Annotated in this window: 11 protein-coding genes and 1 riboswitch; of the genes, 4 read left to right on the plus strand and 7 right to left on the minus strand. The window is 65.9% G+C overall.

Annotation, left to right across the window (positions count from 1 at the left end; all coding sequences use genetic code 11):
* Positions 1 to 54: 54 nt before the first annotated feature.
* The 4 genes from P7F68_RS09275 to mnmC all read right to left on the minus strand — a co-directional run bounded on the left by P7F68_RS09275 (position 55) and on the right by mnmC (position 4,342).
* The gene (locus P7F68_RS09275; protein ID WP_277832577.1) at positions 55 to 495 is read right to left on the minus strand and encodes a phasin family protein; all 441 of its coding nucleotides are present in this window, start codon (positions 493 to 495) and stop codon (positions 55 to 57) included.
* Between the two features lie 142 nt (positions 496 to 637).
* Entirely contained in the window at positions 638 to 1,306 is a 669-nt protein-coding gene (locus P7F68_RS09280) for a response regulator (RefSeq protein ID WP_002938624.1), read from the minus strand.
* Between the two features lie 13 nt (positions 1,307 to 1,319).
* A complete protein-coding gene (locus P7F68_RS09285) occupies positions 1,320 to 2,423 on the minus strand; it encodes a PAS domain-containing sensor histidine kinase (protein ID WP_002938625.1) in 1,104 nt (367 codons plus the stop codon).
* Positions 2,420 to 4,342 carry a bifunctional tRNA (5-methylaminomethyl-2-thiouridine)(34)-methyltransferase MnmC2/FAD-dependent 5-carboxymethylaminomethyl-2-thiouridine(34) oxidoreductase MnmC1 gene (gene mnmC / locus P7F68_RS09290; RefSeq protein WP_277832580.1) on the minus strand — a complete coding sequence of 641 codons (1,923 nt, stop codon included), beginning with the start codon at positions 4,340 to 4,342 and terminating at the stop codon, positions 2,420 to 2,422. Before mnmC ends, P7F68_RS09285 begins: the two co-directional genes overlap by 4 nt.
* 107 nt (positions 4,343 to 4,449) lie before the next feature.
* On the opposite strand from mnmC, the gene P7F68_RS09295 reads away from it, so the two are divergent.
* The gene (locus tag P7F68_RS09295; RefSeq protein ID WP_277832582.1) at positions 4,450 to 5,280 is read left to right on the plus strand and encodes an ion transporter; all 831 of its coding nucleotides are present in this window, start codon (positions 4,450 to 4,452) and stop codon (positions 5,278 to 5,280) included.
* Here the strand turns inward: P7F68_RS09295 and P7F68_RS09300 are convergent.
* The 3 genes from P7F68_RS09300 to lysS all read right to left on the minus strand — a co-directional run bounded on the left by P7F68_RS09300 (position 5,256) and on the right by lysS (position 8,526).
* Complete coding sequence (locus P7F68_RS09300) at positions 5,256 to 6,116, minus strand: putative RNA methyltransferase (RefSeq protein WP_277832584.1); 861 nt, start codon at positions 6,114 to 6,116, stop codon at positions 5,256 to 5,258. The two genes, P7F68_RS09295 and P7F68_RS09300, sit on opposite strands and share 25 nt — an antisense overlap.
* A gap of 1 nt (position 6,117) precedes the next feature.
* The gene (locus P7F68_RS09305) at positions 6,118 to 6,930 is read right to left on the minus strand and encodes an undecaprenyl-diphosphate phosphatase (RefSeq protein ID WP_277832585.1); all 813 of its coding nucleotides are present in this window, start codon (positions 6,928 to 6,930) and stop codon (positions 6,118 to 6,120) included.
* Between the two features lie 96 nt (positions 6,931 to 7,026).
* A complete protein-coding gene (gene lysS, locus P7F68_RS09310) occupies positions 7,027 to 8,526 on the minus strand; it encodes a lysine--tRNA ligase (protein ID WP_002927836.1) in 1,500 nt (499 codons plus the stop codon).
* Between the two features lie 273 nt (positions 8,527 to 8,799).
* Between lysS and P7F68_RS09315 the strand changes: the two genes are divergently transcribed.
* The 3 genes from P7F68_RS09315 (at position 8,800) to cobW (ending at position 12,786) form a co-directional block, all read left to right on the plus strand.
* Positions 8,800 to 10,587: a methyl-accepting chemotaxis protein gene (locus P7F68_RS09315; protein WP_002938632.1), complete on the plus strand. Its 1,788-nt coding sequence runs from the start codon at positions 8,800 to 8,802 to the stop codon at positions 10,585 to 10,587.
* Positions 10,588 to 10,655: 68 nt separating this feature from the next.
* Positions 10,656 to 10,876, plus strand: a riboswitch (cobalamin riboswitch).
* 157 nt (positions 10,877 to 11,033) lie between these two features.
* On the plus strand, positions 11,034 to 11,645 hold the full coding sequence (cobO, locus tag P7F68_RS09320) for a cob(I)yrinic acid a,c-diamide adenosyltransferase (protein WP_002927840.1): 612 nt from the start codon (positions 11,034 to 11,036) through the stop codon (positions 11,643 to 11,645).
* A gap of 64 nt (positions 11,646 to 11,709) precedes the next feature.
* Positions 11,710 to 12,786 carry a cobalamin biosynthesis protein CobW gene (gene cobW, locus P7F68_RS09325; RefSeq protein ID WP_277832591.1) on the plus strand — a complete coding sequence of 359 codons (1,077 nt, stop codon included), beginning with the start codon at positions 11,710 to 11,712 and terminating at the stop codon, positions 12,784 to 12,786.

Raw genomic sequence — 12,786 nt, forward strand, 5'->3', positions numbered from 1 at the left:
CGACAAAAAAGCCCCGGCAGGCCGGGGCTTGAAGCGGGGCGCTGGTACGCCTGGTCAGGCTGCCTTGCGGGTGCGTGACGCGGTGGTTGTGGCGGGTACGATGACCTCCAGCGGGTTGACCTTGCTCAGCTTGCCGGCCTCCTCGAACATCGACTGCATGGTTCGTTGCAGGTCTGCAAACTGGCGGGAACCCACTTCGACGACCTCGCTTTGCGTCTGCACGCAGAGCTCACTCACTTCACGCAAATAGCTGGTGAGGTGCTCGAAGCCCTTGCTCTGGGTGGCGCCCTGTGTCGCGAGTGCGCTGCGCAGGTCGCCCGATTCGAGCTGTGCGCCACTGTTCGAAGCCAGCTCGCACAAGGTGCGTGCGGTGTCGAGGTTGAGTGCGAGCAGTTTCTCCGCGGCGGAGAGGGAGATCTGTGCGTAGGCCTCGAAGTGTTCGATGCTGGCTTGGGCGTTTGCCGAGAATTTCTCGACGTTGGGTTGGTGGATCATGAAGGCCTCCGGACGGTCGTTGCAGGAAAGTGCTTGTTCTGGCGATGCTATATGAATGCGCGTTGCGCACCCATACCCGCTTCGCGCTGTTCTGCATACCGTGAACACGGTAGCCATCGGCCAGGGACGGACGCCGGCAAGGTCAGGGCAGGCGAGAGAGCTCGCCTGCGGTGCTTGGGCTGATGCCGTTGGTGATCGCGTAACGTGTGAGTTCGGCGACATTGTGCAGGTCGAGCTTGCGCATGATGTTGCGCCTGTGCACCTCGACGGTGGACGGGGCGACATGCAGGCGTTCGGCAATGCGCGGTGAGGTGTAGCCCTCGGCAATGAGCTGGAGCACCTGGCGTTCGCGCGCGGTGAGGCGGGGCAGCGCGGTCTCGAGGCTGTCGCGGTCTCGCAGGGCGCCTGCAACTGCCCCAGCCACATCGGGGCAGATGTAGCTACGGCCCTGCTGCACCGTACGGATCGCACGCAGCAACTCGTCGCCAGCCTCTGCCTTGGTGATGTAGCCGCTGGCGCCGGCGTTGAGCAGATCCATGACGAACTGGCGGTCGGCGAAGGCCGAGAGGCCGATGACACGAACGCCAGGGTGGCTGGCACACAGCCTGCGGGTTGCCTCGATGCCGTTCATGCCCGGCATGGCGACGTCCATGCATACGAGATCCACCGCTTGGCGGGCGACGACAGCGAGGACTTCGTCGCCACTCGCCGCTTCGGCGACGACCTCCAGGCCGTTGTCACGGGCAAGCAGGGCACGCAGGGCGTGGCGGAACATCTGGTGGTCATCGGCAAGCACGATACGAAGCTTCATGATGGTCGCTCCGTCAACAAGTCAGGTGCGGGATGGAAACCTGTATGGCAGTGCCTTCTCCAGGCTTGGTCATCAGAACGAACTGGCCGCCTGCCAGCTCCACGCGTTCGCGCATCGTGATCAGCCCAAGTCCGGGCGTGCTGCCCGGTTGTCCGAGCAGGGCAAGCTCGAAGCCTACGCCGTCGTCCACGATGGACAGGCGCGTGCGCGTCGGCTCGCGCTCGAGCCCGATACGAACCTGCCCGGCGCATGCGTGCTTGGCACAGTTTGTCAAAGCCTCCTTCACCAGCCTGAACAGCAGGGTCTGGGCCTCGGCGGCGAGTCCGGGCGTTTCGGCACCGGCCGTTGTCAACACCACATCGAGCCGTGTGCGTTTTCTGAACGCTTCGACATATTCCCGCAGCGCAGGTTCGAGACCTGCGTAATCGAGTGTGGCCGGACGCAGGTCGGTGCAGATCTCGCGGATGCCTGCGGTGGTGTCCGCCAGCAGTGCGTCGACGTCCTCCAGCAGCGTTCCGCACGCTGCGCGCACTTGTGTGGGCAGGCTGTCGGCGAGGTTGGCGAACAGGATGCGCAGCGCGGCGAGGTTCGGACTGGCGCGGTCGTGGAGCGCGCTCGCAAGCTGGCGGCGTTCGCGTTCCTCGATCTCGATCATGTGGCGGGACAGCTCGGCTACGCGGGCGAGCTGGCGGATACGCTCGGCCTCGAGGCGTTTGCGCGTGGTGATGTCCTGTACCGTGCCGTAGAGTCTCACGACGCGACCGCTTGCGTCCTTGTGCGGCTCGATGACAGTGAAGTGGTGACGCTGCTTGCCTGAGGGCAGCAGCACCTCTTGCTCCAGCGAACAACGATCGCCGGTGTCGATTGCGTGCCAGAAGAGGTCGCGGGTGCGATCGAGCGAGCTCGGTGTGTAGTAGGACAGGACCTCGTTGATGTCCGGTTCGCCCAGGTGCTGAGGGCGCTCGAGCATGCGGAAGAGCTCGCGCGACCAGGTCATCCTTCCGCTGTCGCGGTCGAGTGTCCAGTCGCCGACCTGGGCAAGGCGTTGCGTCGTTGCCAGCCGCCATCCGGTCAGCTCGAGCGCGGCCCGCAACTCGGCGATGTTGCGGCCGCTCATTCGGCCGTACGCCCCGGGCGCGGCGGACGGAGCAGGAAGCGGCCCGGATCGAGTGCCTCCCAAAGGTCGCGCTCCAGCGGCAGTGGTTCGGCGCACAGCGCACTGGCGAGGCTCTCGGCCGCCAATGTCGTCCACACCAGGCCGCGTGCGCCGTAGCCTGACAGCACATGCAGTCCCGCCTGGCGCGCCAGACCTGCGAGTTCGGCCCGTGGCGCGGCTGTCCCGTCCGCAGGTAGGGCGCCGATCATCGGCAGGCGGTCGGGGGAGGCCGGGCGGAAACCGACACGGCCGCGCAGCGCAGTTGCGTCGAGGCCATGGGTGAAGCCAGGCAGCATGGCTTCGAGCTTGCCGAGGTTGTCGGCATGGTCGCGGGCACGAAGCGCAGGCTCGCTGTCATCGACGTCGAAGGTCGCGCCCGCGCAGCGCAGTCCGTCGATCTCCGGACTCACGTAGCCGCCGCGGCACACCACGACGCGCGGCGGGCTGGCACTGGCAGCAGGCAGCAGGGACACCTGTCCGCGGGCACTGACTACCGGGAGCCGCATGCCGGTGTCCAGTTCGAGTACGCCGACGCCGGCCGCAAGGATGACCACCGGCGCCGCCGCAATCAGCCGGTGCTGGTCGTCGTAGGCGTGCCACAGCCCGCCCTGGCGCTCGAGCTGAGCCAGCTTGCGGCCGAAGTGCGTGTGCAGGCTTTGCCCGCTTGCGGCCAGGTTGGCCGCGCACAGGCTGGGCGGCTGCACCCAGCCGCTGTCAGCGAACCACCATCCGCCCGCGGCGACGGTGCAGCCGGCAATGCGTGCGGCAGCGTCCGTGTCGACGTGGCTCAGATGCGAGGCGGGCAGGCCCAGGCGTTCGACCACCGCCTGCATCTTGGCTGCTTGCGCGCCGTCGCGTGCAAGGTGGAGCACGCCGCAGGCGTCCGCCTGCACGGCGAGGCCGCGCGCGCGCAGGCGCGCGATGTGCGCCCAGCCATGCAGCGTGCCGGCGCGTGTGAGCCGGCTCATGCGGTTGTCGTCCAGGCTGGGTAGCGGGCGCAGCACACCTGCAAGGTTGCCGGAGGCGCCGTTTGCGGGGCCTGCTGCCTGGTCGATCAGTTCGATCGTCCAGCCCCGTGCGGCGAGGCGTTCGGCCATGCTGCACCCAGCCAGCCCCGCGCCCACGATGAGCGCATGTCCGCGTGCTGGCAGTGCCTGTTCGTCCGTCTGCGAGTGCGTCTCGCTGTTGGCGAGGATGCCGCACAGCATCTGGCGCTTGCCGCCGAAGCCTGCAGCCTTGCGGACCTCGAAGCCGGCGCGGCGCAAGCCTTCGCGGACTTCGCCCGCCACCGACCACGTGGCAAGCGTGGCGCCCGGTGCGGCCAGGCGGGCAAGCAGGTGAAAGATGCGCGCTGACCAGAGCTCAGGGTTGCGTGCGGGCGAGAAACCGTCGAGATAGAAGGCGTCTGCACGGGCTAGCAGCTGGGCCAGGCCCTCGCGTGCATCGCCGAAGTAAAGCGTCAGCGTCACCTGGTCGTTGTCCAGGTGCAGGCGGTGCAGGCCCGGCGTCAGTGCGGGCCATTGCGCGCGCAAGGCGTCCGCTTGTGCGGCGAGTTGCGGCCAGCGCGCATGCACGCGGGCAAGGTCTTCGGTGCTGAAGGGGTGCAGTTCGCAGGAGATGAAGTGCAAGCGTTTGCAACGCTGCGGATCGGCTCGCCATGCGGCCCAGGTGGCGAGAAAGTTGAGTCCGAGTCCGAAGCCGGTCTCGACGATGACGAAGTGTTCGCGGCCCTGCCAGCGTTCGGGCAGGGCGTTGCCGGCCAGGAACACGTGCTGCGCCTGGCCGAGCGCGCCATCGGCCGAGTGGTAGATGTCGTCGAAGGTGCTGGAGTAGGGAACGCCGTCGGCGCTGTGCTCGAGGCGGGCGGGGATGATCGGCATTGTGCGGCGGCGAGGTGTTCCGGCGCAGGGCCGGCGTCAAGGTGGTGTTTGAAAGCGTGTAATGGTAGCTTGCGCGCCGTTCAATTTCGATTCGCCCTGGTAACGCCATGTCCGCACTCAAAGCGCTCGTCGAATCTTCCCGATTCCAGAATTTCATCATCGCGGTGATCGTCATCAATGCGATCACACTCGGCCTGGAGACCTCGCCCACCGTGATGGCAGCGGCCGGTAGTGCGCTGGTCATGCTGGACCGTGTCGCGCTCGCCATCTTCGTGCTCGAGATCGTGCTCAAGCTGGTCGTGTATCGGCACAATTTCTTCCGCAGCGGCTGGAACGTGTTCGATTTCCTGATCGTGGGCGTCACGCTGCTGCCGGTGGGCGAGGGCGTGTCGGTGCTGCGTGCGCTGCGCATCCTGCGCGCGCTGCGACTGATCTCGGTGGTGCCGTCGATGCGCAAGGTGGTCAATGCGCTGCTGCGCGCGATCCCTGGCATGAGTTCCGTGCTGACGCTGCTGCTGCTGGTGTTCTACGTGGCCGCGGTGATGGCGACCAAGCTCTTTGCAACCGACTTTCCGGAGTGGTTCGGCAGCATCGGTGCGTCCTTCTACACCCTGTTCCAGGTGATGACGCTGGAGTCATGGTCGATGGGGATCGTGCGCCCGGTGATGGAGGTGCATCCGCTTGCATGGCTGTTCTTCGTCGTCTTCATCCTGACCACCACTTTCGCGGTCCTCAACCTGTTCATCGCCATCGTTGTGGACGCGATGAATACCAGCGATCATGCCGAGCAGGAGGAGACCCGCGAACTGGTGGTAACCGAGCATGAGCTGGTGATGGCGGAGCTGAAGGCCTTGCGCACGGAGCTTGCCGAGTTGCGCGCCGAGCGCGGCGGTGCTGCCCCGGCAAGCGGCGATCAGGCGCTGGCGAGCCGCCTGTAGGCGCGCAGGCGCACTTCGGCGCCAAGCGCGAGTCGCGTGAGCGCCGCTGCGCGTTCGCGCCCGGCGGGGCTGGTGCGGTAGAGGTGCGGAGTCATTGTCAGCAAGTCGGCGATGAGTGCAGCGCCTTCGAGCTCGAAGTCGAAGGCCAGGCGGCGTTGCTCGATCAGCTCGAAGCCTGCAGGTGGCGCATCGTCGAGCATGCGCTCGGGCTTGATGCTCGGGTAGATGATCTCGCGCAGCGCGAGCAGGTGGCTCGGGCCGGTGTCGAGTTGCAGCAGTATGCCGCCGGGACTGAGAACGCGCGCGAACTCGGCATGCACCGGGAAGCCGAAAAGGCACAGCACGGCATCGAGCGTGCCGGGCAGGATCGGCAACCGGGCATTGCTGCCCACGATCCAGCACGTGTGGGGATCCCGCCGCGCGGCGGCCAGCACTGCCCATTTCGAGATGTCGAGGCCGACGAGACTCAGGTTGTGGGCCTCGCCGACGGATTCCGCTACGCAGCGCAGGTAGTAGCCCTCGCCACAGCCCGCGTCCAGGCAGGCAAGCTCGTCGGTGTGCGCAGCGCCAAGCTCGATCAGTGCGGCGGCGACTGCATCGGCGATGGGACGGTAGTGGCCGGCCTCGAGGAATCGCCGCCGTGCAGCGACCATCTCCTTGCTGTCGCCGGGGTCCTTCGAGCGCTTGTGTTGCACCGGCAGCAGGTTGATGTAGCCCTGGCTTGCGATGTCGAAGCTGTGGCCCGCCTCGCAACGCCAGCAAGCGCCCCCGTGCTGCAGCGGTGCGCCATCAAGTGGGCAGGCGAGCGCAGTGAAGGGCGCGCGGGCGAAGCTCACATCAGTGCCCCCAGAAAAGCACCAGCAGCAAGCCGCCCAGCGCGAGCCGATAGATCACGAAGGGCAACATGCCGATGCGGTCGAGCAACTTCAGAAAGACGTGGATGCACAGGTAGGCACTGATTGCCGACAGCACCACCCCCCAGGCCATTGCCGACCAGTCCACGGCATGTTCTTCCCGGACAAGGTCGAGCGCACTCAGGCCACCGGCGAGGACGATCACCGGAATCGACAGCAGGAAGGAGAAGCGCGCAGCCCCCGAGCGTGACAGTCCGAGCAGAAGCCCAGCGGTCATCGTGACCCCTGAGCGCGAGGTACCGGGGATGAGCGCCAGGGCCTGTGCGCAGCCAATGAGCAGGATGTCGCGGCGGGAAAGCGCATGTTCGCTGCGCGGCTGGGCGACCTTGCGGCCATGCAGGTCGGCGACCCAGAGCAGCAGGCCGAAGCCGATCGTGGTCCACGCGATGACCAGCGGTGAGCGCAGCTCCTGCTCGATGAAGCCCTTGAACAGCAGTCCGGCGAGTCCGACCGGGATGGTGCCGAGGATGACTGCCCAAGCCAGGCGGCTGTCGCCGACGCGCTGCCTGCGGACGAGCGATGCGGCCCAATCCTTCGTCATGGCGGTGACTTCGTCGCGGAAGTACCACACCACCGCAACCAGAGTGCCCAGGTGCACGGCGACGTCGAAGGCAAGACCCTGGTCGTCCCAGCCAGCGAGCCTTGGGAACAGGATCAGGTGCGCCGAACTGGAGATGGGCAGGAATTCAGTGAGGCCCTGGAGGATTGCAAGGATGACGATCTGGATGAAATCCATCGGGGGCCCTTACCGGTGGTGTGTACGGGAGTGCGGCGCTCACGGCAAGGTGCCGTGGCGCCTGCACGCGATCGGGCGTGATGCGTGCTCAGTCGCTCATTCCATGCGCATTTGCGGGAAGAGGATGACGTCGCGGATTGACGGCGAGTCGGTGAGCAGCATCACCAGGCGGTCGATGCCGATGCCGCAGCCGCCGGTCGGGGGCAAGCCGTACTCGAGCGCGCGGATGTAGTCGGCGTCGAAATACATGGCTTCCTCGTCGCCGGCCTCCTTGGCCTCGACCTGCGCACGGAAGCGCGCGGCCTGGTCCTCGGGGTCGTTGAGCTCGGAGAAGCCGTTGGCGATCTCGCGGCCGACGATGAAGAGCTCGAAGCGCTCGGTGATCTCGGGGTCGGTGTCGGAGGCGCGTGCCAGCGGCGAAACCTCGACCGGGTAGTCGATGATGAAGGTCGGCTCCCACAGTTCGGCTTCGGCGCAGGCTTCGAAAAGCTGCAGCTGCAGGCTGCCCAGGCCGCCCGGCTTCACCTTTTCGCCGAAGTCCTTGATCTTCTGCTTGAGCCACGCCGCGTCCGCCAGCTGCTCCAGCGTGAAGCCCGGGTGGTACTTGCGAATCGCCTCGACGATGGTGAGGCGGTGGAAGGGCTTGGAGAGGTCGAGCTCACGCCCCTGGTACACGAAGGATTCGGTGCCCAGCGCCTCGCGTGCGGCGTGGCGGATCAGGCCTTCGGTGAAGTCCATCAGCGTCTTGTAGTTCGCGTACGCCTCGTAGAACTCCATCATGGTGAATTCGGGGTTGTGGCGCGGGCTGAGGCCTTCGTTGCGGAAATTGCGGTTGACCTCGAACACCTTCTCGAAGCCGCCCACCACCAGGCGCTTGAGGTAGAGTTCGGGCGCGATGCGCAGGAACAGCTCCATGTCGAGCGCATTGTGGTGGGTGGTGAAGGGCTTGGCTGCGGCGCCACCCGGGATCGGGTGCATCATCGGCGTCTCGACCTCGAGGAAGCCGTGGCCTGTCATGTAGTTGCGGATCGACTGCACCATGCGGCTGCGCGCCACGAAGGTGAAGCGCGACTGCTCGCTCATGATGAGGTCGACATAGCGTTGGCGGTACTTCTGCTCGACGTCGGTAAGGCCGTGGAACTTGTCCGGCAGCGGACGCAGGCTCTTGGTGAGCAGGCGGATCTCGCTGGCCTTGACCGACAGTTCGCCGGTCTTGGTCTTGAACACCGTGCCGACGCAGCCGACGATGTCGCCGATGTCCCAGGTCTTGAACTGTGCATACACGTCCTCGCCCACGCCGTCGCGCTGCACGTAGAGCTGGATGCGGCCCGACAGGTCCTGGATGGTGACGAAGCTCGCCTTGCCCATCACGCGCTTCAACATGATGCGGCCGGCCACCTTGACCTCGACCGGCATGGCTTCCAGCGCCTCGGCGTCTTTCTCGCCATACAGCTCGTCGAGCTTGCCGGCGGTGTTCTCGCGTGAGAAGTCGTTGGGGAAGGCACGGCCGCTCTGGCGCCAGGCAGCGAGTTTCTCGCGACGCTCGGCGATCAGGTGGTTTTCGTCCTGCGGCGGGGTGTTCGTCTGGTCGGACATGGTGTGGATTCGGGTCGGATGGAAATTCGTGGGCGCCGGCGCGGTGCCTGCGGCAAAGGCGTGATTGTCGCAGGCGGAGGGGGGGCAGGGCAATTGCGGCAGGGCAGCGCTGCCATCCCCTTCTGCCAGAGGGAGGGGGCAACCGCGGGGTGACGGCGGCGCGGCAATGGGGCGTGCATTGTTTCTCGGAAATATTTCGCGAACCGCCCTAAAGTGCGTGCTCTGCACTCCGATAGTGGTATCACCGATCCTATTCGTCCCAGGAACCAGGAAATGAGCAGTTTCCGCGAGCTATACGAATCCGTCGAAAAGACGTTCTGGAACTCTCTGACCAAGAAGCTCAGCAGCTTCCTGTTGCTGCCGCTGCTGAACATCTGCTATCTCGTCCTGTTCTGGTGGCAGTCGGCCGAGATCGAGCGTCTCATTGCACGAGGGCCCGAGGCAGCGGCCGGCATTACGGCGATGCTGGACAAGGGCTTCGTCATTGCGGTCTTCCTGAGCGCCCTTGCGCTGGTGATGACGGTCGGACACATCCTCTACATGCGCCACCTGATCGTGCGTCCGGTGCGCGCCATCTGTGGCGTGTTCGAAGAGATCGCGCGCGGCGAAGGTGACTTCTCGCGCAACCTGCCGGTGAGCAGTCATGACGAACTCCGCGACCTGGCCCTCGGTTACAACCGCTTTGCCGACCGCATGCGCGAGATCATCGGCGAAGTGCGGAACATGAGCGTCAAGATTGCGCGCGAGGCCGTGCAGGTCAAGCTGCGCATCGAGGAGTCGGCCGCAGGCGCGCGCGAGCAGGAGCGCATGACCACTCAGGTTTTCGAAACCAGCACCGCCTCCACGGCGGCGATTGATGACGTCTCCCACAGTGCGCACCAGATCACCGACTCGACCAACGCCAACCTTGCCATTGCGCGTGATTCGCTGGTCGAGATGCAGGAGATTGCGGGCAAGATCAACACCGTCAGCGACAAGGTGCTCAGGTTCAACACCACGGTGGACGACCTGTCCACGCGTTCGGAGAGTGTCAAGCAGATCGCCGTGCTGATTCGCGAGATCGCAGACCAGACCAATCTGCTGGCGCTCAATGCCGCGATCGAGGCAGCGCGTGCCGGCGAGGCGGGGCGTGGCTTTGCCGTGGTCGCGGACGAGGTGCGCAAGCTGGCCGAGCGCGTCAACAAGGCCACCGAGGAGATCGTAGGCAACATCAATGGCATGCTGGGCCTGGTGGCGAACACCCGCAGCGAGAACGAGATCATCAATGTCGACGTGCAGGATACGCGGACGGTGGTCGAGCGCTCTGCGCGTCAGTTCGAGCACATGGTCGGCGAGTTCGAAGCCACAGGACAGCAGCTGAGCCAGATCGCCAGCGCGATGGAGTCGTTGAGCAGCACCAATGCCCGCGTGCACGAGAGTGTCACCGCCATCAACCAGCTGTCGGCCAAGGTTGGCGAGCAGATGCAGGACAGCGAGCAGCGAACGGTCGGGCTGACCAAGGCGACCGAGGCGGTACAGGAACTGGTGTCGCGCTTCAAGATCGGCCGCGGGACCTTTGACCAGGTGGTCGACCAGACCCGCATCTTCCGCGACCGCATCCAGGAACAGCTCGAGCAGATGGCGGCCAACCACGTCGATGTCTTCGATCGTCGCTATACGCCGATGGCCGGCACCAACCCGCCCAAGTTCAAGGTGAGCTGGGGCGAGGAGTTCACCCGCCGCTGCCAGGCCATCCTCGACGGCAGCCTCAATGCCGCGCAAGGCGCAGCGTTTGCCGTGGCGGTCAATACCGACAGCTACCTGTCGACCCACAACAGCAAGTTTTCCAAGCCGTTGACCGGCAATTACGAGGCCGATCTGGTCGGCAACCGTACCTGCCGCAAGTTCGACCGCCCACCCGAACTGCGCGCGGCGCGCAATACCGAGTCGATGTTGTTGCAGACCTATCTGCGTGACACCGGCGAGGTGCTGTGCGACATCGCCATGCCGATCATGGTGGGTGGCCGGCACTGGGGCAATGTGCGGGTCGGTGTGCCTGCCGAATCCCTCATCGCCGACTGAACTGAATACCCGCATGGGGCATGCCGGCAGCAAGACGGCTTGCCCTGTGGGACTGCGGCGGCGTATAGTCCGCCCCGTATCGAACGGGAGCGCCTGGATGAGTCCTCATCCGGGTGTGAAACGGGAAGTCCGGTGAAGCGAGGCCATAGGCCCGCCATTCCGGCGCAGCCCCCGCTGCTGTAAGCCTGACGGTGCCATCAATCAATGCCACTGGAGCACACTGCTCCGGGAAGGCGATGGCAACCGGACGAAGGTGAGCCAGAAGACCGACCCGCTCGATCAGACAGGTAAGTGCCCCGGGGTGCGGGCAAATGCCGACTGCTTGAGCGGATCCCTGATCCGCCCGCGTCCTGCCCGATCCGAGTCTCTGCGGTATCGCACGCGTTCATGCTGTCGCCATTGTTCCGCCCTCCGCTTACACCTTGGAAGACTTGGAGCGCGGAACGATGGATGAGAACAGGAAGCACAGCCACAACGAACGCATGCAGCGCAAGAAGGAGGTGGTCGATGCGGCCATCGAGCGCGCGCAGGAAGAACGCGGCATCGTCATCCTGATCACCGGCAACGGCAAGGGCAAGACGACCTCCGCCTTCGGCACCCTCTATCGTGCACTCGGCCATGGCCAGCAAGCGGGCGTGGTGCAGTTCATCAAGGGCACCCATGCTACCGGCGAGGTGGCCTTCCTGCAGCGCAACCCGGGCGCCTGCGCCGTGCGCTACCACGCGATGGCCACCGGCTTCACCTGGAACACGCAGAACTGGGACGCCGACAAGCGCGCCGCCGACGAAGCCTGGGCGCAGGCCGTCGCCATGCTCGCCGACCCGGCGCTGAGCCTCGTCGTGCTCGACGAACTCACCTACATGCTCAAGTACAACTACCTCGACACCGAACAGGTGCTCGCCGCGGTGCGCGCCCGCCCGCCGAAGCAGACCGTGATCATTACCGGTCGCGCAGCCAAGCCCGAACTCGTCGACCTGGCCGACACGGTCAGCGAGATCGCCGACCGCAAGCACGCCTTCAAGGCCGGGGTGAAGGCCCAGGCCGGCATCGACTTCTGAGCGCCTGGCGCTTGCCTGCCGCACACATCCTGCGATCACACCCTCGCGCCTCCGGAGCATCCCGATGAGCATTCGCCCCAAGATCCCCGCCACCATCGTCACCGGCTTCCTCGGCAGCGGCAAGACGACCCTGCTGCGCCACATCCTCGCCCATGCGGGCGGGCGGCGAATCGCCGTCATCGTCAACGAGTTCGGTGAGCTCGGCATCGACGGTGAGATCCTGCGCGGCTGCGGCATCGGCTGCGAGGATGAGGGGGGCGAGCGTGCTGGCCAGCTCTATGAGCTGGCCAACGGTTGCCTGTGCTGCACCGTTCAGGAGGAGTTCTACCCGGTGATGCGCGAGCTCATCGCACGCCGCGACGACATCGACCACATCCTCATCGAGACCTCCGGCCTCGCCCTGCCCAAGCCGCTGGTGCAGGCCTTCAACTGGCCCGAGATCCGCAACGCCTGCACCGTGGACGCGGTGATCACCGTTGTGGACGTGCCCGCCGCCGCGGCCGGCCAGTTCGCGGCCAACCCGCAGGCCGTGGACGTGCAGCGCCGAGCCGACCCCAACCTCGACCACGAGTCGCCGCTGCACGAGCTCTTCGAGGACCAGCTGTCGGCAGCCGATCTGGTGATCCTGTCCAAGACCGATCTTGCCGACGAGACGGCACGCGCTACCGTCGAGGCCCTGGTACGCGAGGAACTGCCGCCCGCAGTGAAGGTGGTCGCGAGCGAGCACGGGCGTATCGACCTCGACCTCGTCCTTGGCCTGGGCGCTGCCGCCGAGGACAACATCCACCTGCGTGCGAGCCACCACGACCATGAAGAGGGCGAAGCCCACGACCACGACCACGACGCCTTCCAGTCGGTCTCGGTCGAGCTGCCCGCGGTCGATCGCGAGCGCCTGCTTGCCATCCTCCATGATCTGGTTCAGGCCCACACCATCTACCGCATCAAGGGCTTCGTGGCCCTGCCGGGCAAGCCGATGCGCCTGGTCGTGCATGGCGTCGGCCGGCGCTTCGACAGCTACTTCGACCGGCGCTGGCTGGCGGACGAGACGCCGCGTACCCGCCTGGTGCTGATCGGCGAGGACCTCGACGCCAGCGCGCTGGCGGCTGCGCTCGCCGTTGCCGAAGCGGTCGAGACCGCCTGA

The organism is Thauera mechernichensis, from assembly GCF_029588855.1.
GTDB classification, from domain to species: Bacteria; Pseudomonadota; Gammaproteobacteria; order Burkholderiales; family Rhodocyclaceae; genus Thauera; species Thauera mechernichensis.